The sequence below is a fragment of the Streptomyces sp. KL116D genome, from assembly GCF_030766975.1.
Lineage (GTDB): Bacteria > Actinomycetota > Actinomycetes > Streptomycetales > Streptomycetaceae > Streptomyces > Streptomyces longispororuber_A.
Genome location: NZ_JASERH010000040.1, coordinates 14,315 through 33,553, shown reverse-complemented (window position 1 = coordinate 33,553; position 19,239 = coordinate 14,315). Strand labels below are relative to the sequence as shown.

Genomic DNA, 19,239 nt, shown 5'->3' with positions numbered 1-19,239 from the left:
GCTGATCTTGAATAGGGGTGGACGGCGTGGCAAGGCCGGCACGGAGCGCCATAGCAGGGGCAGCGGTCACCGCACTGGCGGTGACCGCTGCCGCGTGCGCGGCGCCGGACGACGGCGCGCAGGGCGGCGACGCGGACAGCAGCGCCGTCGTCGGCATCGCCTACGAACCCGACAGCCTCAGCCCGCTCCTCGGCTACGGCAAGGACGGCAACTCCAAGATCTTCGACGGACTGCTCACGCACGACGCCGACATGAAGCTGCAGCCCGCCCTCGCCGCCGCCCTGCCGAAGGTCACCGACGGCGGACGCACGTACACGTACCGGCTGCGGGACGGCGTGAAGTTCAGCGACGGCAAGCCGTTCACGTCGAAGGACGTCGTCTTCACCTACGAGACGATCCTCGACGAGAAGACCAACAACGCGTCCCGGACCGAACTGGACGCCGTGCGGGACGTCGAGGCGAAGGGCGACGACACCGTCGTCTTCCACCTCAAGTACCCCTACGCGCCGTTCGCCGAGCGCACGGTCCTGCCCATCGCGCCCGAGCACGTCGCCGGGCGGCAGGACGTCAACAACGGCACGTTCACCACGAAGCCGATCGGCACCGGGCCGTACCGACTGGTGAAGTGGTCCAAGGGCGAGCAACTCGTCTTCAAGGCCAACCCCGGCTACTGGGGCGGCGCGCCGAAGATCAAGAACTTCACCATGGCCATCATCAAGGACGACGACGTGCGCGCCACCCGGCTGCGCTCCGGCGACCTCGACGGCGCCATCCTGCCGCCGAACCTCGCCAAGACCTTCAAGGGCGACGCCGCGAAGAAGACGTACACGGCGAAGACCTTCGACTACCGCGTCGTCACCCTGCCCACCGGCAACGAGGTGGCGGGCGACACCGCGATCCGCCGCGCCCTCGACATCGGCGTCGACCGCGGGACCATGGTCGACCGGATCCTGGAGGGCGCGGGCAAGGCCGCCTACGGCCCCGTGCCCACCGACAGCCCGTGGTTCACCAAGGGCACCGAGCGCACCTACGACGTCGAGAAGGCCAAGAAGCTGCTGGACCGGGCCGGCTGGAAGACCGGCGACGGCGGCGTCCGCGCGAAGGACGGGGTGCGCGCCGCGTTCCCGCTCTGGTACCTCACCGGCGACAAGCTCCGCCAGGACCACGCCCTCGCCTACGCCTCCGACGCCAAGAAGCTCGGCATCGACATCAAGGTCGAGTCCGGCACCTGGGAGGTCATCGAGCCGCGCATGCCGAAGGACGCGGTCCTCGCGGGCGGCGGCGCCCCCGCCGACCCCGACTTCGACCAGTACACGCTGCTCAAGTCCGCGCTCGCCGGCGACGGCTTCAACAACATGGCCTGGTACGACAACGCGAAGGTCGACGCCGCGCTGGAGGACGCCCGCCGCAGCGGCGACCGCGCCGAGCGGCAGACCGCGTACGACACGATCCAGCGCGAACTCGTGAAGGACCCCGGCTACACGTTCCTCACCCACATCGACCACCTCTACGTCGTCGACGAGCGGTTCGGCGCCCTCACCACCCAGACCGAACCGCACGACCACGGCCTGGCCTCGGGACCCTGGTGGAACGTGGAGGACTGGCGCGCATGAGCAAGCGGCTCCCCTGGGGGCCGATGGCGCGCCTGACGGGCCGGCGGATCCTGTTCGCCGTGCCCGTCCTCGCCGCCGTCACCTTCGGCGTCTTCGCGATCGCCGCCGCGTCCCCGTTCGACCCCGTCAAGGCGTACGCGGGCACGGCCGGCCTCACCGCGTCGCAGCACAACCTCGACCAGCTCCGCGCCAACCTGGGCGTCGACCAGGCCCTGCCCGCCCGCTGGTGGGACTGGCTGACCGCCGCCCTCACCGGCGACCTCGGCGACTCGGCCGTCATGCGCCAGCCGGTCGCCGAGGTCATCGGCGAACGCCTGGGCTGGTCCGTCCTGCTGGCCACGACCGCGTTCCTGATCGCCATCGTGCTCGGCACCCTCCTCGGCGTCCTCGCCGCCCGCCGCCAGGGCGGCTGGCTCGACCGCGCCGTGACCTCCCTCGCCTACACCCTGGAGGCCGCGCCGCCCTTCTGGCTCGGCCTGCTCGCCGTCTGGCTGTTCTCCCTCGAACTCGGCGTGCTGCCCGCGGGCGGACTCACCGACACCGGCACCACGACCGTCACCGCCGGTCAGGTCGCCTCCCACCTCGTCCTGCCCGCGAGCGTGCTCGCCGTCTCGCAGCTCCCCTGGTTCGTCCTGTACGTGCGCCAGGGCGTCGGCGACGCACTCGACGAGGACCCCGTGCGCGGCGCCCGGGCCCGCGGCCTCGCCCCGCGCACCGTCCTGTTCGGCCACGCCCTGCGCTCCGGCACCCTGCCCGTGCTCACCCTGATCGGCTCGCGCGTGCCCGAACTCATCACCGGAGCCCTCCTCGTGGAGACCGTCTTCAGCTGGCCCGGCATCGCCGCCGCCACCGTCCAGGCCGCCACCTCCGTCGACTTCCCGCTGCTCGCCGCCCTCACGGTCCTCGCGACGCTCGCCGTCCTCGCCGGGAACTGGGCCGCCGACCTGCTCTACGGGGTCGCCGATCCGAGGGTGGGCTTCGATGGCTGACCAGACCCTCGCCTGGCGCACCCGCGGCGCCCGGCGCCGCTCCACCCGCACCTGGCGGGTGCGCTCGTCGGCCGCGATCGTGGCCCTCGTCGTCCTCGCCGTGCTGCTCGTGCCGCCGCTCACGCACCTGGACCAGCAGGCCGTCGACCTGACCGCCAAGCTCCAGCCCCCGTCCTGGGCGCACCCGTTCGGCACCGACGACGTCGGCCGCGACCTGCTGCTGCGCTGCGTGTACGGGCTGCGCGTCTCGCTGCTCGTCGGCGTCGTGGCGGCCGTCGTCGCCACCGTCATCGGCACCGCCGTCGGCGCGCTGTCCGGTGCGCTCGGCGGCTGGGTCGACCGGGCCGTGATGCGGGTCGTCGACACCTTCTCGTCCGTCCCGCACCTGCTCCTCGGCATCTTCATCGTGGCGATGTTCCGGCCGGGCGTGTGGCCGGTCGTCGTCTCCGTCGGCCTCACGCACTGGCTGTCCACGGCCCGCATCGTGCGTGCCGAGGTGCTCTCGCTGCGGTCGCGGCCCTACGTCGACGCGGCGATCTCCGGCGGCGCCTCACGCCGGCGGGTGACCGTGCGGCACCTGCTTCCGGGCGTCCTGCCGCAGGCCGCGCTCGCCGCCGTCCTCATGGTCCCGCACGCCATCTGGCACGAATCCGCCCTGTCCTTCCTGGGGCTCGGGCTCCCCGCCCACCAGGCCAGCCTCGGCACCCTCGTGCAGAGCGCGCGCGGCTCGCTGCTCGCCGGCGACTGGTGGCCGACGCTCTTCCCCGGCCTGTTCATCATCGTGCCGACCCTCGCCGTCGCCGGACTCGGCGGCGCCTGGCGCGAACGGCTCGACCCGCGCCGCCGATCGGAGCTGACCCTGTGACCCCCGTGCTCTCCGTGGAACGGCTGTCCGTACGGTTCCGGATGCGCGACGGCGTGTCCGTACGGGCCGTGTCCGACGCCTCCTTCGACCTCGCGGCGGGGGAGTGCCTCGCCCTCGTCGGCGAGAGCGGCTGCGGCAAGTCGGTGCTCGCCTCCGCCCTGCTCGGCCTGCTGCCGGAGAACGCCGAGACGGCCGGCTCCGCGCACCTCGGCGACACCGACCTGCTCGCCGCCGACGAACGGACCCTGGCGCGCCGCATCCGCGGGCGCCGGGTGGGCCTCGTCCCGCAGAGTCCCGCAGCACACCTGACCCCGGTCCGCACGGTGCGCTCCCAACTGGCCGAGACCATCCGGCAGTTGACAGGAGCCGGGCGGCGCGGCCCGCGGCTCGCCGCGGCCGTCGCGGCGGCCGCCGACCGGGCCGCGTTCCCCCTCGACCACCTCGACCGGTACCCGCACGAACTTTCCGGCGGCCTCGCCCAGCGCGCCGCTACCGCGCTCGCCCTCGTCGGCGACGCCCCGCTGCTCCTCGCCGACGAACCCACCACCGGCCTCGACCGCGACCTCGTGGAGCGCACCGTCGACGAACTGCGCCGCCACATCGGCGACGACCGGGCCCTGCTGCTCATCACGCACGACCTGGCGGCGGCCGAGCGGATCGCGGACCGGGTCGCCGTCATGTACGCGAGCCGGATCGTCGAACTCGCCGACGCGGACGCCTTCTTCGGCTCGCCCGGCCCCCGGCACCCGTACGCCCGCGGCCTCCTGAACGCCCTGCCCGACCGGGAGTTCGCCCCGATCCCCGGCATGCCGCCGGAGCTGACCGCCCTGCCCGACGGATGCGCCTTCGCCGCGCGCTGCGCCCGCGCCGACGACACCTGCGCCTGGGCGCCGGGGCTGCTGGACGGCGTCGCCTGCCACCATCCCGAGACGGCCGACGCGGAGGTCACCCGTGCTTGAACTGCTCTCCGTCACGGCGGGCTACGACCGCCGGGCACCCGTCCTGCGGGACGTCACGCTCACCGTCGAACCGGGTGCCGCCGTGGGCCTGCTGGGGCCGAGCGGCTGCGGCAAGTCGACGCTCGCCCGGGTCGCCGCCCTGCTGCACGAACCGTACGCGGGCCGCGTCGTCATCGACGGCGAACCGGCCCGCGGCTGGCGTCACCGGGCCCCACGCGCCCAGCGCACCGCGTTCGGCGTCGTCTTCCAGCAGCCCCGCCTCTCGGCCGACCCGCGGCTGAGCCTCGCCGACCTCATCGCCGAACCGCTGCGCGCCGGACGCCTCGAACATGCCGCGCGCGTAAGGGAGTTGGCGGACGCCGTCGGACTCGGCGGCGACCTGCTGGGCCGCCGCCCCCACGAGGTCAGTGACGGCCAGCTGCAACGCGCCTGCCTGGCGCGCGCGTTGACCCTGCGCCCGCGCTGGCTGATCTGCGACGAGATGACCGCCATGCTGGACGCGTCCACGACCGCGGCACTGGTCGGCGTGGTCGAGGAGTACCGCCGGGAGACGGGCGCCGGACTCCTCGCCGTCGGTCACGACCGGGTGCTGCTCGAACGGTGGTGCGGGCGGATGGTGGAGCTGGGTGGGCGCGACGAGGCCTGAGGTGGGGTCGTCAGACCAGACTCGTCGCCAGCCACGCCGCCACGCCGGCCAGGGCCAGCAGCACGACGTTGAGCCCGATCACGCGCGCCTCGCCCCGGGACAGGTGCAGCGCCGTGCCGCCGACCTGCACGAGCCCCAGGCCCACCGCCGCCGCGACGGCCAGCCCGACCGCGACGTCCGTCAACGGCGGCAGCACCAGACCCAGCGCGCCGAGCACCTCCAGTGCGCCGATGGTCCGGACGGCGGGCATCGGCACCGTGTCGACCCAGCCCATCATCGGCCGCAGCGTCTCCTTGTCCTGGAGCAGCTTCTTGCCCCCGGCGTAGCCGTAGAACAGTGCGAGAAGTATGGCGACGACCCAGTACGCGACATGCATGGAGGCCCCCAGGGAAAGGTGACGGGATGGGTTACGAACCGTAAGTAGCCTCATCATGAGTCACCGTCGAGACGTCTACAAAAGGCACATGCGTGTGCCTGAGGCACCAGGAGCCGGCATGGAGCAGTACGAGCACACCTGCATGATCCGAGGCGACGGCGGTCAGGCGGTCCGGGCCGTCCTGGACCGGATCTGCGACAAGTGGATGATGCTGATCGTCGCCACCCTCGACGCCGGCCGGATGCGCTTCGGCGAACTCCACCGGCACATCCCCGGCATCTCGCAGCGCATGCTGACCCTGACCCTGCGCAACCTCGCACGCGACGGCCTCGTCTCCCGCACCGCTTACGCCGAGGTGCCACCACGCGTCGAGTACGAACTGACCCCACTCGGCAAGAGCCTGATCCCACCCGCCCTGGCCCTCGCGGGCTGGGCCATCGAGCACCTCGCCCAGATCCAGGAGAGCAGGGCGGTGTACGACGCCCCGGCGGACTGACGCGCGAGCGGTACGGCGAGGCCGACGCGCCCCGCGTGAGCATCGTGAACTCCTGGACAGGCGGGCGGGCTTCGTGATCCCTTGGGCGCATGACGTCCTTGATCAGGCACATCACCCTCGACTGCGCCGACCCGTACACCCTCGCGGGCTTCTGGGCCCAGGTCCTCGACGGCGCCATCACCGACGAGGACAGCCCCGGCGACCCGGAGGTGCTGGTGGAGAGCGCGCACGCCGCGCTGCTCTTCATCCGGGTCGACGAGGGCAAGGCGGTCAAGAACCGCATCCACCTCGACCTCCAGCCCCAGGACCGCACCCGCGACGAGGAGGTCGGCCGGCTGCTCGCGCTCGGGGCCACCGTCCAGGGCGACCACCGCAAGCCCGGCGGCCTCGGCTGGGTGACGATGCGCGACCCCGAGGGCAACGAGTTCTGTGTCGAGCGCAGCGCGGCGGAGCGCGCCGCGAGCTGACCGGCCGGGCCTCAGCCGTCCGCCAGCCGCCCGATCCCGGCCAGCAGCAGCTCCGCGTGGTCGGGCACGAGCGACGCCAAGTCGGACCAGTCCTCCGGGAGTTCACCGAGGTGGACGGCGCGCGCACGGGCCAGCGCCGCACGCCCGTCCGTCGGCAGGCGGGGCAGCGCCCAGTCCGCTGCCGCGTCCTTGGAGAGGATGTCGCCCGTCGCGAGCGTCGCCCAGATGCGGGCCAGGGTCAGCAGCACGTTGCGGGTGTCCGTCGCCAGGTCGGCGCGCAGGGCCGGAAGTCCGGCGACGGCCGCCCGGCGGACGTCCCCGGCCGGTACCGGCGCGAGGACCTCACCGGCGGGCGGCCCGTACAGCGACACGCCGTCCCGCAGCACCATCGTGACCAGGAGCGCGAGATCGGGGTCGGGCCCGGGCTCCGGCGTCGCGCCCCGCTCGTAGGCGTCCCGCAGCCACTCCCCGTACTGGAACTCGCGCCGCGGCGGCCAGCGCCACGGCCGCACCTCGTCCTGCGCGACGATCGTCAACTCGACCGGGCGGAAGGGGCCTCGGGGAGCCCGTTCTCCGGAGACCTGGAGCAATCCGGCCACGATCCGCTCGCGCTGCGCCCGCGTGGTGCCGCGCCGCGTCACCGCGAACACATCGACATCGCTGTGCGGCCGCAGCCCGCCGGACACCGCCGAACCGTACAGGTGGGCGGAGACGAGACCGGGCCCGAGCACCTCACGTACGACGTCCACCACCGTCCCGGCCTGTTCCACCGTCACTCCTCTCGCCCGCCCCACCCATCATGCCCGTGCCGGGGTCGGCGGCGGGCGATGACCCGGCGGTGAACCGGGGGCGGCAGTCCGGCCAACTCCCTTCACAGCACTGCCGTTCGACGCGCTGCTCCCCGCATACTCACCCGTGTCCCACCGGCCCACCACGGGAGGCACACATGGCCCTGACCACCCGCCGCAGAGCCCTCGGCACCCTCGCCGCAGCACTGGCGACCGGTGTCGCCGCGCCCCAGCTCGCCCAGGCCGCCGGGCGCGGGCGCGGTCCCCGTCCGCTGGCGCGCGCCCACGCGCACAACGACTACGACCATCCGCGGCCCCTCCTCGACGCCCTCGACCACCGGTTCAACAGCGTCGAGGCCGACATCTACCTCGTGAACGGCGACCTCCTCGTCGCCCACGACCCCGTCGACCTCGACCCCGCCCGCACCCTGGAATCCCTCTACCTCGCCCCGCTCGCCGCCCGGGTGAAGGCCCAGCACGGATCCGTGTACCGGGGCTGGCGCACCCCGCTGCAACTGCTCATCGACATCAAGACCGAGGGTGCGGCGACGTACGTCGAACTCGACCGCCAACTGCGCAGGTACCACGGCCTGTTCACCACGTACGCCCACGGGCGGGTGCACGAGCGGCCCGTCACCGCCGTCGTCTCCGGGGACCGCGCGGCGCGCGTCCCGATGGAGGCGCAGCGCACCCGCAGCGCCTTCTACGACGGCCGTCTCACCGATCTCGGCACCGCGGCGCCCGCCTCGTTCGTCCCGCTCATCAGCGACAACTGGGCCAACAACTTCACCTGGCAGGGCGCCGGGCCGATCCCCGCGGCCGAGCGCGAGAAGCTGCGCGGCATCGTGGGCGCGGCGCACGCCCGCGGGCAGCGGGTGCGGTTCTGGGCGACCCCGGACCTGGCCGGTCCGGAACGGGACGCGGTGTGGGCCGAGTTGATCGCGGCGGACGTCGATCACCTCAACACCGACGACCTCGCCGGACTCGAGGCGTTCCTCGTGGCGCACGACCGATCCTGAGCAACACCCGTTCGGGGGACAGGTCGTGCCCCGGCGGACGCCCTCCGCTGCGTCACACTTGCGGCCGAAAGCCACGGTGTTGACGTGGCGGAGGAGGTTCGGCGATGTCACTGTCCATTTCTGTCGTGCTGCTGCTCCTGGTCGTGGCGGTGATCTTCCTGCGCAACGGCGCCATGAAGTTCTCCCACGCGCTCGTCTGTGTGCTGCTGGGCTTCCTGCTCGCCGGCACCAGCGCCGCGCCGACCATCCACGACGGTGTCAACGCCACCGCGGGCCTGGTCAGCAGCCTCAATCCGTGAGCCGCACCCCGGTGATCGTTTCGGGTTCGTGAACAACTCCCGTATGTGCATGGACACTTCAAGGGGTGGCGCCTAGCTTCACGGGATGCCGTCTCGCAGACTCCTCGTCCGTGCCCTCGTCCCGGTCGTCCTGGCCCTCGGCGTCGTGTGCCCGCCCGCCGCCCGGGCCGACGAGATCCCCAAGGCTCCGGGGCACCGCCTCGTCGAGCAGTACGAGGGCGCCCCGGCCCAGCCGCTCCCGGTGCCGGGCAAGGCCCCGGCCCAGCACCCGTACCTCGCCGCGAACGGCAGGAGCGGGATGCACGCGGACGCCTGGGGCAGCGGCACGTACCCCTGGAGCGGACCGAACGGCACGCGGCCCACCGTCCGCAGCGAGCAGATGGCCGCGCTCGGCGGCGAGTGCGCCACCGTCACCTTCGACCGGGCCGGCCGGATCGTCACCGTCTGCGGCACGTTCAGCGGCTTCCTGGTCAAGCTCCTGGACCCGACGAGCCTCGCGACGCTCGCCGAGTACGAGCTCCCGCAGCGCCCCTCCACCGTCGAGGCCATCACCCGGCTCGACTTCTCCCGGATCTTCAAGGACACCTCGGGCGGCGCCTACTCCTACCTCGACGACCAGGACCGGCTCGTCCTCGCCGACTCCCGCCAGCACATCGTGCGGCTCGCGCACGAGCAGGCCGCGGACGGCAGCTGGCGGTTCGTCGTCACCGACGACTGGGACCTGACCGGAACCGTCCCGCACGACTGCGTCAGCTGGACCAACCTCTACCCGAGCGGCGAGTGCGACCCCGTCACCTCCGTGATGCCGGACTGGGACGGGCGCGTGTGGTGGGTGACCCGGCAGGGCCGCGTCGGCACGGTCGACCCCGGCAGCGGGGCCGTCCGGTCGATCAGGCTGGACGGGGAGGAGATCCAGAACTCGTTCTCCGTCGCCGAGGACGGCGTCTCGATCGTCACCGACCACGCGCTGTACGGCTTCGGCGCGACGGCCGACGGCTCCCCGAAGGCCGTGTGGCGGCAGACCTACGACCGGGGCACGGGCACCAAGCCGGGCTCGGTCAACCAGGGCAGCGGGACGACCCCCGACCTCTTCGGCGAGCACGAGAACTACGTGGCCATCACCGACAACGCCGACGACCGCATGAACGTCCTCGTCTACCGGCGGGACGCCGCCGTGCCCGCCGACCGGCGGCTCGTCTGCAAGGTCCCCGTCTTCGGCTCCGGTGCCTCGACCACCGACAACTCCCTGATCTCGTACGGCGACAGCCTCGTCGTGGAGAACAACTACGGCTACGAGAACGTGTCCTCGCTGACCTTCGGCCGCAGCGTCGTCGGCGGGGTCACGCGGATCGACGTGCGCGACGACGGCAGCGGGTGCGACACGGTGTGGGAGAGCGACGTGCGCTCGCCGTCCACCGTGCCGAAGCTCTCCACCGCGAACGGGCTGCTGTACTTCTACACGAAGGAGCCGAACGCGCTGGGCATCGACGCCTGGTACCTGACGGCCGTCGACTTCCGCAGCGGCGCGACCCGCTGGAAGCGCCTGGTCGGCACCGGCCTCGCCTACGACAACAACTGGGCGCCGGTCACCATCGGGCCGGACGGCACCGCGTACGTCGGTGTCTTCAACGGTCTGACGGCCGTACGGGACAGCTGAACCCGCTCTCCCCGACTTGATAGGCAAGTGGACAGTTGCCTATGGTGGGGTTGTGGCCGATGACCTGTTCAAAGCCTTGGCCGACCCCACCCGCCGCATCATCCTCGACGAGCTCACGGAGAAGTCCGGGCAGACACTGTTCGAGATCTGCTCGCGGCTGAGCATGAAGCACCAGCTCGGCATCTCACGCCAGGGGATCTCCCAGCACCTCGCGGTGCTGGAGGCCGCCGGGCTCGTCGAGACCCGGCGGGAGGGCCGCTACAAGTTCCACGACCTGAATACGGCTCCCCTGCGGCGGATCGCCGAGCGATGGCTCGGGGCCGACGCGCAGGGACCGGAGGAGAGCACCCCATGAAGATCCACCTGACCAGCGTCTTCGTCGACGACCAGGCCAAGGCCGAGCACTTCTACACCGAGGTCCTCGGCTTCGTGAAGAAGCACGACGTGCCGGTGGGCGGCGAGGCCCGCTGGCTGACCGTCGTCTCGCCCGACGAGCCCGGCGGCACCGAGCTCCTGCTGGAGCCCGCCGGGCACCCGGCCGCCAGGACCTACCGCGACGCGCTCGTCCAGGACGGCATCCCGCTCGCCCAGTTCGCCGTCGACGACGTGCGCGCCGAACACGAACGGCTGACCGGCCTCGGAGTGGTCTTCACACAGGACCCCCTGGACATGGGGCCCGTCACCACCGCCGTCTTCGACGACACCTGCGGCAACCTGATCCAGATCGCGACGGAGCCGAAGTAGCCCCGGCCGCCGCGCCCCGTCACGCCTCCGGCGGACCGGCCTGCTCCCGCATGCCGCGCAGCAGCAGGTCGATCAGCCGCCGCGGGTCGTAGCGCGGATCGTCGCCCGGGCCGATGCAGAGGTTGCCGATGCCGCGCAGCAGCTCGTACGGCTCGGTCCCGGGCCGGATCTCGCCCGCCCCGGCCGCCGCGTCGAGCAGCTCCGCGGCGACCGGCACCAGCCGGTCCACGAAGTATGTGTGGAGCGCCGCGAAGCCGCTGCCGTCCGGCCGCAGGGTGTCGGCGAGCCCGTGCTTGGTGACCAGGAAGTCGACGAACAGGTCGATCCACCGGCGCAGCGCCACGAAGGGGGAGGCAGCCTCGGCGAGCAGCGCGGGACCCGCCTCGGCGCACGACTCCACCTGGTGCCGGAAGACGGCGACGACGAGGTCCGCCCGCGTCGGGAAGTGGCGGTAGATCGTGCCCATGCCGACGCCCGCCGCGGCCGCGATCTCCCGGATCGGCGCGTCGACGCCGGACGTGACGAACACCTCGGCGGCCGCGGCCAGCAGCTTCTGCTGGTTGCGCACCACGTCGGCCCGCTTGCTCTGCCCCGCAGTGGGCACCGCGCTCTCCTCCCTGCGACCGCCTGCCCGGCGGGCGCGGACGGTGCTCCGCACGCTAAATGGAGCAATGTTCCGCTTCAGTCTAGCCGAAGCGGCATCCCGTCCGGCCGCGCCGGGTCCGCACGCCCGTCAGGAGCGGGCGTACACCCCGATGCCGTTCGCGACGGCGCGCTCCGGCGGATCGCTGGGGTGGTTGCGGACCGAGACCGCCGCCGCCCCCGGCTCCCGCGCGACCAGCGTCGACGAGCCGCCGCCGTCCAGACTGAACGCGTCGGTCGAGCCCAACTCCCGCATGGTGTCGGCCACTTCCGCGATCGACAGGCCCGTACGGTAGGCCGGCGCGCCGTCCAGGGCGAGCAGGATCAGCGTGCGTCCGTCGTTCGCGATGCCCGCGGCCGTCCGTACCGCGGACGTCTTCGCGTCCAGACCGGGCAGCGGCGCGCCGTCACGCAGCACGGGATAGCCGCCGACCGCGAACCGGAACGGCACCCGTGACCGCTCCGCGACCAGCCGGTGGTGCACCGACACCGGGTCACCCGCCGACAGCTTCCGCAGCCACTGCGCCCCCGCCTCCCGGCCCACGAGCACCGTCGTGCCGTCCGCTATCGGGCCACTGCCCGGCACGTCGGCGGCCGACACCACCCGCCCGTGCCGCACCGTCACCTCATAGGTGTCCGTGCTGCACGGCGCGGCGCGCTGGGTGTCCGTGCCGCAGGTGGCGCGCACCCGGGACACCCCGCCCCACTGCGCGGTGAACGCCCCCACCGAACCGACCGGCAGCGCGTACTGGTTGAGCCCGCCGAGCGCGACCCGGTCGTCCCTGGTGCGCACCGACCCGTCGAGCGCCAGGCTGTCGAGCCGGGCCCGCCGGTCCACCCCGACACCCAGCACGTCCCGCGTCGACGTGCCCGGCGGCAGAGCAGGACCGAACCGCTGCCCGTCCGGCACCGACGCCTTCAGGGTCCGCCCGTCCGCGATCGCCGGACCCACCGCGGCGCCGGTCGCCTCGACCCCCGGGTGCTGGGTCTCCGTGATGTTGAAGAAGTCCCCGTTGACCCCGCCCACGGCGCCGCTCGCGTCGGCCATCGCGGAGACGGTGGCGCGGGCCCCGACCGCCTCCGGGTGCAGCAGATCGACCCGGACGTGCGGGTCGCGCAGATCGACGGTGAGGACGTGCGCGTGCGTGGTGCCCTTGGCCGCGGGTATGTCGAACTCGCTGTACGTGACGCCCGGCGCGGGGCCGGAAGCGGCGCCGGCCGGCGTGGCCCCCGTCAGGGCCGCGCCGGCCAGCATGGTCGCGACCGCCAGGGTCGCCAGGACTCGGTTGCGTCTCTTGCCAACTCTCGTCTGCATCAGGGGAGTTCAGCAGACGACAGGGCCCCCGTCGATGGCTAGGTGCCGACCAGCCGGGAACGGATCAGGAAACGTACGCCCTCCGGCGCCTCCAGCGAGAAGCCGCTGCCGCGCCCCTCGACGACGTCGACGATGAGCCGGGTGTGGCTCCACACCTCGTACTGGCTCTTCGACATCCAGAACGACACCGGCTCGGCCACCCCTGCCACGGCCAGCTCGGCGAGCAGCACGTCCGAGCCGCCGGTGCGGAACTCGCCCGCCGGATAACACATCGGGGCGCTGCCGTCGCAGCAGCCGCCGGACTGGTGGAACATCAACGGACCATGGGCATCGCGCAGTCGCCGCACCAGCTCGGCGGCCGCGGGCGTCAGCTCCACGCGGGGTACGTCGGTCATGGCGGACCAGTCAACGGGGGCGGAGGTTGCGACCACGTTGCACGCGGGGGAGCGTCGCACGCATAGGCTCGCCCCATGGAACAGAGGGAGATCATTCTGCGGGCGATCGGCGTGCTGACCGAGACCGGGGAGATGGTGCGCAGGATCAGTGACGGCGAGGCGCTCGACACGGACCTCACCCAGCTGGGGCGTCTGGTGTCGGAGGTGTTCCCGACGGTCGAGATCCCGGCGGGCGCCACGCCCGAGCAGGCCGCGGAGCTGACCATCGCCGCACTCATGCCGGCCAGCGTGTCGCTCGTCGAGGCCTTCGCCTTTCTCTTCACACAGCTCGCCAAGGTGCACGACGAAGGGCGTGTCGACGTCAACTCCACCGAACTGCTGCAGGAGATCGCGCTGCGCATGTCGGACGCGGGCGACGAGGAAGTGGACTGAGCGTCCGCGCTCCTCGCCGCGCGCTACTTGGACGGGTCGCGGAACCTGCCGAACGCCTTCGTGAAGGCGCTCAGCGGTGACCCGTCCGCCTTCGCGGGCGCCGACGGCGGGCGCGGCACACCGTCGCCGCCCGTCGCCTCGGCCAGCGCGGACTGCGCCGCCTCGGCCGCCTCCCGGTACAGGTCACGGGACGTGGTCATGGCGTCCAGCGCCTCCGCGTACCGGCCGACCATGTGCTGCGCGTGCGCCAGTTCCTCCTCCGGGGTGAGCAGGTGCCAGCCCTTGCGCAGCCGCGTCAGCGCTTGCTCCGCCTCGGGCGTCAGCGGCCGGGGCAGAGCGGCGAACTCGATGATCCTGGCCGTCAGTTCGGCCGGGTCCGAGCCGTCGAGGAACACGCTGCGCACCGTGAAGCGGTCCGCGTCGTACCCCTCCAGCGGCGGTGTCGTGGGCAGCACGACGGCGCCGCCGCGCGGCATCCGCACCTTCAGCTCGCGCTGCAGCGCGACGTCGGCGATCTGCGACTGGTCCGGTGTGGCCCGGTGCTCGATCACCTGGTGGCGCAGGCTCGGCGGCAGGAACCCGGTGACCGGCCGCTGGCCGCGCGCGTCGGGCGTCATCGCCTCGTGCACGACCACGTGCACGAACCAGCTCTGCCGGGAGCACTCCCTGACGAGATGGCGCAGCTCGTCTGCGTCCTTGGGCAGGTGGTTCGACGCGCGCAGCCGCGGCCCCGGCACCGTGTCGTGGTCCCAGGCCACCCGGTCGCTGTCCGGCCAGAACATCGTCGCGGGCGACGGCCACCTCAGGTCCCAGGACCGCTCGGCCTCGGCGGCCAGCACCCAGCCGGTGCCCTCGCCGTCCCTGCGCCGCCCCTCGGGCTCGTACATCGTCAGCTGCGCGCGCACGGTCACGTCGTCGGCGACCCGCCACCGGGCCTCGAAGACCCGGCGGGCGCCGGGGCCGGGGTCGGCGTCCTCGTCGCGCGGGTGCAGCACGGTCGAGCGGGCCGCCTCCACGGGATCGAGATCGCCGAAGTCGTCCAGCACGCCCGCCGCCTTGAGAGCGATCAGGTTGCGCCGGACGTCCTGCTCGGGCTCGGACCCGAGGTGGCGGCCGCGGGCCAGCCAGACGGTGTCGGGGACGGTGGGCGATGAGGTGTTCTTCTTGGCCATGGAGTCGTTCTGTGAGGGAGCGATGCCGCTCCAGTATGGGCCGTGAACCCGGCTTCGCGCGTGAGCAGGGTGGGCCGGTGTCGGGATTGTCGCGCGTGTACAAGCCTCTGCCCGCTCGCGAGCGTCGCACGCATACGCCGCGTTTTCCGGGACCGCGCGACAGGGCCCCGCGGCCGTGATCCCGTACGCTCGCCCAATGGCCAGGTACTTCGACGTACACCCCGCGAACCCGCAGCAGCGCATCATCACCGCGGTCGCCGACGGCATCCGCGACAGCGCGCTCGTCGCCTATCCCACCGACTCGTGCTACGCGCTGGGCTGCCGGCTCGGCAACCGCGACGGCGTCGACCGGATCCGCGCGATCCGGCACCTCGACGACCGGCACCACTTCACGCTGGTGTGCCAGGACTTCGCGCAGCTCGGCAAGTTCGTGCACATCGACAACGACGTGTTCCGCGCCATCAAGGCGGCCACGCCCGGCAGCTACACGTTCATCCTGCCCGCGACCCGGGAGGTGCCGCGGCAGCTCCAGCACCCGAAGAAGAAGACCGTCGGCGTGCGCATCCCGGACCACGTCGTCACCCAGGCGCTCCTCGCCGAACTCGGCGAGCCGCTGCTGTCCAGCACCCTGCTGCTGCCCGGCGAGGACGAACCGCTCACCCAGGGCTGGGAGATCAAGGAGCGCCTCGACCACGCCGTCGACGCCGTCCTCGACTCCGGGGACTGCGGCACCGTGCCCACCACCGTCGTCGACTTCTCCGGCGGAGAGGCCGAGATCGTACGGCGCGGCGCGGGGGACCCCGACCGGTTCGAGTGACATGAGCGCCGCGCCTCCCCGGGCGGCGCGGCCGGCGCCCCCAGGATGCGCCCATGCACTCCCTCCCCTCCCGCTCCATTCCGCTTCCCCTGCCCCGGCGGCTGTCGCGCCGCGTTCTCCTTCCGCTGGTCGCGGCCGCAGGCCTGCTCGCCGGGGCGGCCGCCCCGGCGCTCGCGGACGAGCCGTGCGGCTCCGTCGTCGTCGCGCCGCTCGAGTCGACCGGCCCCACCGCCGAGCCCTGCACGAGCAAGGACGCCGTGGTCTGCCGGATCCGCGAGATGAACTGGCCCGAGAAGGTCGTCGCCCGGGACATCCGGCAGGACTACCACGGGCTCCTGGAGGACATGCGGCGCACGCAGGCCGAGATGCGGGACGCCGGCGCCTCCGACGAGGACGTCGCCCGCCGCATGGTCGACATGCGCAACGACGCCAAGGAGATCACCCGCGCCGGGATGAGCCCGGAGGAGGTCGCCGTCCTGGAGGCCCGCAACACCGCCAAGTACGGCAACCCGCTCGGCCCGACCGCCGACCAGCTGTACGCCAAGTACGGATCGTGGCAGCAGGTCATCGACGCGTCGACCCGCACCAGCGCCGCCGTCGACCACGAACTGGGCCTGGAGTACCGGCCCTGCCCCGTCTAGGAGCCGGCCGCGGGGTCCCCGGGGCCGGCGACGACGCCGAGGAAGCGGATGTGCGGGGGCTCGCCGGGGCCCGGACGGACGACCCGGGCCCGTACCCCGTACACCTGCGCGATGAGGCCCTCCGTGAGGACGTCGGCCGGTTCGCCCGCGGCGACGACCCGGCCGCCGTCGAGGACGACGACGCCGTCGCAGTAGGCGGCGGCCAGGTTCAGGTCGTGCAGGGCCACGACGCTGGTGAGGTCGAGGCCGCGGATCAGGTCGAGGAGCTCCAGCTGGTGCTGGATGTCCAGGTGGTTCGTCGGCTCGTCGAGCAGCAGCTCGCGCGGCTCCTGCGCCAGGGCGCGGGCGATCTGCACGCGCTGGCGCTCCCCGCCCGACAGGGTGTGCCACAGCCGGTGGCCCCGGTCGGCCAGGCCGCTGCGGTCCAGGGCGGCGCGGACCGCTGCCTCGTCGGCCGCCGACGCGGGCGCCCACGCGCGACGGTGCGGTACGCGTCCCAGGCGCACGACGTCGGCGACGGTCAACTCGACCTGGGTATCCGCCTGTTGCTGCACCATGGCGATCCGCCGGGCCGCCGTCCTGCGCGGCACCGACGACAGCGGGTCGCCGTCCAGGGTGACCACACCGCTCGACGGCGCGAGCACCCCGGCGAGGAGCCGCAGCAGGGTGGACTTGCCCGAGCCGTTCGGGCCGAGCAGCCCCGTCACGGAGCCGGGCCGCGGGGTGAGGTCCACGCCGTCCAGGACGAGCGGACCGCCCGGCGTCCAGGACAGCGCCTTGCCCTCCAGGCTCATCGGACGCTCCTGCCGCGGTAGAGGACCAGCACGAACGCGGGCACCCCGATCAGTGACGTCACCACTCCCACCGGCACCTCCTGCGGTTCGAGGACCGTACGCGCCAACGTGTCCACCCACACCAGGAACACCGCCCCGGCCACCGCGGTGACCGGCAGCAGCCGGGTGTGTCCGGGGCCGACGAGGGCGCGCGCCGCGTGCGGCAGGACCAGGCCCACGAAGCCGATCGCGCCCGCCGCGCTGACCAGCGCCGCGGTCAGCAGCGCGGTCACGCACAGCAGGACGAGCCGGGTCCTGGCGACGTGCACGCCGAGCGCGGCCGCCGCCTCGGGACCGAACGCGAACGCGTCCAGGGTCCTGCCGTACCCGAGGCACACGGCGAGCGCGACGACCAGCACGGACAGGCACAGCCACACCTCGGTCCAGCCGACCCCGCCGAGCGAGCCGAGCAGCCAGAACAGCACGCCGCGCGTGGTCTCCGCATCCGCCGCGGTCAGCACGACGAACGAGGTCAGCGAGGAGAACAGCTGCATCGCGGCGACCCCGCAGAGCACCACCCGGTCCGTGGTGCCGCCCAGCGTGTGGCTGAGCAGCAGCACCATCGCGAACGAGACGAGCGCGCCGAGGAACGCGCCGCCGGACACCGAGAGCGCCCCGCCGCCGAGCCCCAGCACCACGACGAGCACGGCCCCGGTCGACGCCCCCGACGACACGCCCAGCACGAACGGGTCCGCGAGCGGATTGCGCAGCAGCGCCTGGAGCACCGTGCCGCACACCGCGAGGCCCGCCCCGCACACCGCGGCCAGCAGCGTGCGCGGCAGCCGCAGGTTCCAGACGATGCCGTCCCGGATCGGCGACAGGTCCGAGACGCCCCAGCCGGCGTGGGCGGCCACCGTCGACCAGACGTCACCGACCCGGATCTGCGCCGGGCCCACGGTGATCGCGACGGCGACCGACGCGCACAGCGCGAGCAGGCCGGCCGCCCAGGAGAGGCCGGGGCGCAGCGCGGTCACCCGGCCTGCTTCCCGGCGCCGACGAGGCCGAACTCGCGCAGGGCGGCGGCCACTTGCTCGATGCCGTCGACGGTACGGATGGTCGGGTTCATCGCCTGCCCGCTGAGCAGCACGTACCGCTTCTTGCGGACGGCCGTCATGTTCTTGGTGACCGGGTCGGACTCCAGGAACTCGATCTTCTGCGCGGCGGACTCCGCCGACTGCGAGCGGCGCGTCAGATCGCCGATGACGAGCACGTCCGGGTCGCGGTCCGCGACGGTCTCCCAGTTGACCTGCGGCCACTCCTCGCGCGTGTCGTCGAAGACGTTCCGCGCGCCGAGCTCCTTCGTGACGATGCCCGGCGCGCCGCAACAGCCCGCCATGTAGGGCGAGTCGGAGTTCGCGAACCAGTGCAGCAGGGTCACGTCCTCGGCGTCGATGCCCGACGTCGCCTCGCTGACCCGGGCCTTGAGCCGGCCGATGAGCTTCTCGCCGCGCTCCTCGACGTCGAAGACGCGCGCCAGGTCGCGGATCTCGCCGTAGACCGTGTCGAGGCTGAGCGCGGTCGTGCGCTTCCCGTCGCCGTCGCCGCTGTTGTCCTTGCCCACGCAGTCGGTGGGGGAGAGGTAGGTGGGGACGCCGAGCTTCTCGAACTCCTCCCGGGGCGCCACCCCGCCCTTGCCGAGCGTGTACGTGAACGAGGCGGCGGCGAAGTCCGGTTCGGTGTCCAGGACCTTCTCGAAGGACGGATAGCGGTCGGCCAGCCGGGGCACCTTCGCGTTCGCCTTCGCCAGGTTCTTCAGGACCGGATCGGTCCAGGTCGCGGTGCCCACCATCCGGTCGGCGAGACCGAGCGAGAGCATGATCTCGGCGGAGCCCTGGTCGAGGGCGACGGCGCGGCGCGGGGTGCGCTCGACCCGGACCTTCGTGCCGCAGTTGTCCAGGGTGACGGCCGCCCGCGCTCCGTCGTCGGTGGTGGCGGTTGTGGAGCCGCCGCATCCGGTGAGCAGCAGCGCACCCGCCAACAGCGGTGCGGCACGGCGGACTTGACGTGCGAACGGCACGGGAGTTCCTCTGCGTCCAGGGCTCATACGCGGAGCCGGCCTACGGTCCGCCCCCGG

General features: G+C 72.9%; 24 protein-coding genes. 15 read left to right on the top strand and 9 right to left on the bottom strand.

Features of this window, described 5'->3' with window-relative positions; genetic code table 11:
• Positions 1-26: 26 nt before the first annotated feature.
• From RBJ77_RS16055 to RBJ77_RS16035, 5 genes are read left to right on the top strand one after another with little or no spacing between them, the layout of a single operon-like run.
• Positions 27-1,613: an ABC transporter substrate-binding protein gene (locus RBJ77_RS16055; RefSeq protein WP_372345647.1), complete on the top strand. Its 1,587-nt coding sequence runs from the start codon at positions 27-29 to the stop codon at positions 1,611-1,613.
• Entirely contained in the window at positions 1,610-2,602 is a 993-nt protein-coding gene (locus tag RBJ77_RS16050; protein ID WP_372345646.1) for an ABC transporter permease, read from the top strand. Before RBJ77_RS16055 ends, RBJ77_RS16050 begins: the two co-directional genes overlap by 4 nt.
• Entirely contained in the window at positions 2,595-3,467 is an 873-nt protein-coding gene (locus RBJ77_RS16045) for an ABC transporter permease (RefSeq protein WP_372345645.1), read from the top strand. The genes RBJ77_RS16050 and RBJ77_RS16045 overlap by 8 nt, the downstream gene beginning before the upstream one ends.
• Before the next feature lie 41 nt (positions 3,468-3,508).
• Complete coding sequence (locus RBJ77_RS16040) at positions 3,509-4,426, top strand: ABC transporter ATP-binding protein (protein ID WP_372345765.1); 918 nt, start codon at positions 3,509-3,511, stop codon at positions 4,424-4,426.
• Entirely contained in the window at positions 4,419-5,072 is a 654-nt protein-coding gene (locus RBJ77_RS16035; protein ID WP_372345644.1) for an ABC transporter ATP-binding protein, read from the top strand. Before RBJ77_RS16040 ends, RBJ77_RS16035 begins: the two co-directional genes overlap by 8 nt.
• A gap of 10 nt (positions 5,073-5,082) precedes the next feature.
• Here RBJ77_RS16035 and RBJ77_RS16030 read toward each other — a convergent pair whose 3' ends face one another.
• Positions 5,083-5,448 (bottom strand): DoxX family protein, encoded by a 366-nt coding sequence (locus RBJ77_RS16030; protein WP_372345643.1) that lies wholly within the window; start codon positions 5,446-5,448, stop codon positions 5,083-5,085.
• 118 nt (positions 5,449-5,566) lie between these two features.
• Here RBJ77_RS16030 and RBJ77_RS16025 point away from each other — a divergent pair, with 118 nt between their 5' ends.
• Positions 5,567-5,944 (top strand): winged helix-turn-helix transcriptional regulator, encoded by a 378-nt coding sequence (locus tag RBJ77_RS16025; RefSeq protein WP_372345642.1) that lies wholly within the window; start codon positions 5,567-5,569, stop codon positions 5,942-5,944.
• Positions 5,945-6,033: 89 nt separating this feature from the next.
• Complete coding sequence (locus RBJ77_RS16020; protein ID WP_372345641.1) at positions 6,034-6,411, top strand: VOC family protein; 378 nt, start codon at positions 6,034-6,036, stop codon at positions 6,409-6,411.
• Between the two features lie 11 nt (positions 6,412-6,422).
• Here RBJ77_RS16020 and RBJ77_RS16015 read toward each other — a convergent pair whose 3' ends face one another.
• Positions 6,423-7,181 (bottom strand): aminoglycoside adenylyltransferase family protein, encoded by a 759-nt coding sequence (locus RBJ77_RS16015; protein ID WP_372345640.1) that lies wholly within the window; start codon positions 7,179-7,181, stop codon positions 6,423-6,425.
• 176 nt (positions 7,182-7,357) lie between these two features.
• Here RBJ77_RS16015 and RBJ77_RS16010 point away from each other — a divergent pair, with 176 nt between their 5' ends.
• The 5 genes from RBJ77_RS16010 (at position 7,358) to RBJ77_RS15990 (ending at position 10,918) form a co-directional block, all read left to right on the top strand.
• Positions 7,358-8,218: a phosphatidylinositol-specific phospholipase C/glycerophosphodiester phosphodiesterase family protein gene (locus RBJ77_RS16010; protein WP_372345639.1), complete on the top strand. Its 861-nt coding sequence runs from the start codon at positions 7,358-7,360 to the stop codon at positions 8,216-8,218.
• 104 nt (positions 8,219-8,322) lie between these two features.
• Positions 8,323-8,517: a hypothetical protein gene (locus tag RBJ77_RS16005; RefSeq protein ID WP_255972394.1), complete on the top strand. Its 195-nt coding sequence runs from the start codon at positions 8,323-8,325 to the stop codon at positions 8,515-8,517.
• 85 nt (positions 8,518-8,602) lie between these two features.
• A complete protein-coding gene (locus RBJ77_RS16000; RefSeq protein ID WP_372345638.1) occupies positions 8,603-10,174 on the top strand; it encodes a hypothetical protein in 1,572 nt (523 codons plus the stop codon).
• A 52-nt stretch (positions 10,175-10,226) separates the two neighbouring features.
• The gene (locus RBJ77_RS15995) at positions 10,227-10,529 is read left to right on the top strand and encodes an ArsR/SmtB family transcription factor (protein ID WP_372345637.1); all 303 of its coding nucleotides are present in this window, start codon (positions 10,227-10,229) and stop codon (positions 10,527-10,529) included.
• Positions 10,526-10,918: a VOC family protein gene (locus RBJ77_RS15990; protein ID WP_372345636.1), complete on the top strand. Its 393-nt coding sequence runs from the start codon at positions 10,526-10,528 to the stop codon at positions 10,916-10,918. Before RBJ77_RS15995 ends, RBJ77_RS15990 begins: the two co-directional genes overlap by 4 nt.
• A gap of 19 nt (positions 10,919-10,937) precedes the next feature.
• Here RBJ77_RS15990 and RBJ77_RS15985 read toward each other — a convergent pair whose 3' ends face one another.
• From RBJ77_RS15985 to RBJ77_RS15975, 3 genes are all read right to left on the bottom strand, one after another.
• On the bottom strand, positions 10,938-11,522 hold the full coding sequence (locus RBJ77_RS15985; RefSeq protein ID WP_372345635.1) for a TetR/AcrR family transcriptional regulator: 585 nt from the start codon (positions 11,520-11,522) through the stop codon (positions 10,938-10,940).
• Between the two features lie 129 nt (positions 11,523-11,651).
• The gene (locus RBJ77_RS15980; protein WP_372345764.1) at positions 11,652-12,815 is read right to left on the bottom strand and encodes a phosphodiester glycosidase family protein; all 1,164 of its coding nucleotides are present in this window, start codon (positions 12,813-12,815) and stop codon (positions 11,652-11,654) included.
• Positions 12,816-12,913: 98 nt separating this feature from the next.
• Positions 12,914-13,270: a DUF779 domain-containing protein gene (locus tag RBJ77_RS15975; protein ID WP_372345634.1), complete on the bottom strand. Its 357-nt coding sequence runs from the start codon at positions 13,268-13,270 to the stop codon at positions 12,914-12,916.
• A 75-nt stretch (positions 13,271-13,345) separates the two neighbouring features.
• Between RBJ77_RS15975 and RBJ77_RS15970 the strand changes: the two genes are divergently transcribed.
• On the top strand, positions 13,346-13,702 hold the full coding sequence (locus RBJ77_RS15970) for a hypothetical protein (protein WP_255972382.1): 357 nt from the start codon (positions 13,346-13,348) through the stop codon (positions 13,700-13,702).
• Between the two features lie 23 nt (positions 13,703-13,725).
• Here the strand turns inward: RBJ77_RS15970 and RBJ77_RS15965 are convergent, their stop codons facing one another.
• Positions 13,726-14,874 (bottom strand): hypothetical protein, encoded by a 1,149-nt coding sequence (locus RBJ77_RS15965; RefSeq protein WP_372345633.1) that lies wholly within the window; start codon positions 14,872-14,874, stop codon positions 13,726-13,728.
• 196 nt (positions 14,875-15,070) lie between these two features.
• Here RBJ77_RS15965 and RBJ77_RS15960 point away from each other — a divergent pair, with 196 nt between their 5' ends.
• Both RBJ77_RS15960 and RBJ77_RS15955 read left to right on the top strand, forming a co-directional pair.
• Positions 15,071-15,691 (top strand): L-threonylcarbamoyladenylate synthase, encoded by a 621-nt coding sequence (locus tag RBJ77_RS15960; protein WP_372345632.1) that lies wholly within the window; start codon positions 15,071-15,073, stop codon positions 15,689-15,691.
• Positions 15,692-15,744: 53 nt separating this feature from the next.
• Positions 15,745-16,332, top strand: coding sequence for a hypothetical protein (locus RBJ77_RS15955; protein ID WP_372345631.1), 588 nt, complete (start codon positions 15,745-15,747; stop codon positions 16,330-16,332).
• Here RBJ77_RS15955 and RBJ77_RS15950 read toward each other — a convergent pair.
• The 3 genes from RBJ77_RS15950 to RBJ77_RS15940 are packed head-to-tail and all read right to left on the bottom strand — an operon-like array spanning position 16,329 to position 19,209.
• On the bottom strand, positions 16,329-17,126 hold the full coding sequence (locus RBJ77_RS15950) for an ABC transporter ATP-binding protein (RefSeq protein WP_372345630.1): 798 nt from the start codon (positions 17,124-17,126) through the stop codon (positions 16,329-16,331). The genes RBJ77_RS15955 and RBJ77_RS15950 overlap by 4 nt on opposite strands.
• A complete protein-coding gene (locus RBJ77_RS15945; protein ID WP_372345629.1) occupies positions 17,123-18,139 on the bottom strand; it encodes a FecCD family ABC transporter permease in 1,017 nt (338 codons plus the stop codon). The genes RBJ77_RS15950 and RBJ77_RS15945 overlap by 4 nt, the downstream gene beginning before the upstream one ends.
• Positions 18,136-19,209, bottom strand: coding sequence for an ABC transporter substrate-binding protein (locus RBJ77_RS15940; RefSeq protein WP_372345628.1), 1,074 nt, complete (start codon positions 19,207-19,209; stop codon positions 18,136-18,138). The genes RBJ77_RS15945 and RBJ77_RS15940 overlap by 4 nt, the downstream gene beginning before the upstream one ends.
• Positions 19,210-19,239: the final 30 nt, after the last annotated feature.

Bases quoted from the DNA above. Each gene is read 5' to 3' on its own strand.
- RBJ77_RS16050 (WP_372345646.1), top strand. From the start codon at position 1,610: ATGAGCAAGCGGCTCCCCTGGGGGCCGATGGCGCGCCTGACGGGCCGG.
- RBJ77_RS16045 (WP_372345645.1), top strand. From the start codon at position 2,595: ATGGCTGACCAGACCCTCGCCTGGCGCACCCGCGGCGCCCGGCGCCGC.
- RBJ77_RS16040 (WP_372345765.1), top strand. From the start codon at position 3,509: ATGCGCGACGGCGTGTCCGTACGGGCCGTGTCCGACGCCTCCTTCGAC.
- RBJ77_RS16030 (WP_372345643.1), bottom strand. From the start codon at position 5,448: ATGCATGTCGCGTACTGGGTCGTCGCCATACTTCTCGCACTGTTCTAC.
- RBJ77_RS16025 (WP_372345642.1), top strand. From the start codon at position 5,567: ATGGAGCAGTACGAGCACACCTGCATGATCCGAGGCGACGGCGGTCAG.
- RBJ77_RS16020 (WP_372345641.1), top strand. From the start codon at position 6,034: ATGACGTCCTTGATCAGGCACATCACCCTCGACTGCGCCGACCCGTAC.
- RBJ77_RS16010 (WP_372345639.1), top strand. From the start codon at position 7,358: ATGGCCCTGACCACCCGCCGCAGAGCCCTCGGCACCCTCGCCGCAGCA.
- RBJ77_RS16005 (WP_255972394.1), top strand. From the start codon at position 8,323: ATGTCACTGTCCATTTCTGTCGTGCTGCTGCTCCTGGTCGTGGCGGTG.
- RBJ77_RS16000 (WP_372345638.1), top strand. From the start codon at position 8,603: ATGCCGTCTCGCAGACTCCTCGTCCGTGCCCTCGTCCCGGTCGTCCTG.
- RBJ77_RS15990 (WP_372345636.1), top strand. From the start codon at position 10,526: ATGAAGATCCACCTGACCAGCGTCTTCGTCGACGACCAGGCCAAGGCC.
- RBJ77_RS15980 (WP_372345764.1), bottom strand. From the start codon at position 12,815: ATGCTGGCCGGCGCGGCCCTGACGGGGGCCACGCCGGCCGGCGCCGCT.
- RBJ77_RS15975 (WP_372345634.1), bottom strand. From the start codon at position 13,270: ATGACCGACGTACCCCGCGTGGAGCTGACGCCCGCGGCCGCCGAGCTG.
- RBJ77_RS15970 (WP_255972382.1), top strand. From the start codon at position 13,346: ATGGAACAGAGGGAGATCATTCTGCGGGCGATCGGCGTGCTGACCGAG.
- RBJ77_RS15965 (WP_372345633.1), bottom strand. From the start codon at position 14,874: ATGGCCAAGAAGAACACCTCATCGCCCACCGTCCCCGACACCGTCTGG.
- RBJ77_RS15960 (WP_372345632.1), top strand. From the start codon at position 15,071: ATGGCCAGGTACTTCGACGTACACCCCGCGAACCCGCAGCAGCGCATC.
- RBJ77_RS15955 (WP_372345631.1), top strand. From the start codon at position 15,745: ATGCACTCCCTCCCCTCCCGCTCCATTCCGCTTCCCCTGCCCCGGCGG.
- RBJ77_RS15950 (WP_372345630.1), bottom strand. From the start codon at position 17,126: ATGAGCCTGGAGGGCAAGGCGCTGTCCTGGACGCCGGGCGGTCCGCTC.
- RBJ77_RS15940 (WP_372345628.1), bottom strand. From the start codon at position 19,209: ATGAGCCCTGGACGCAGAGGAACTCCCGTGCCGTTCGCACGTCAAGTC.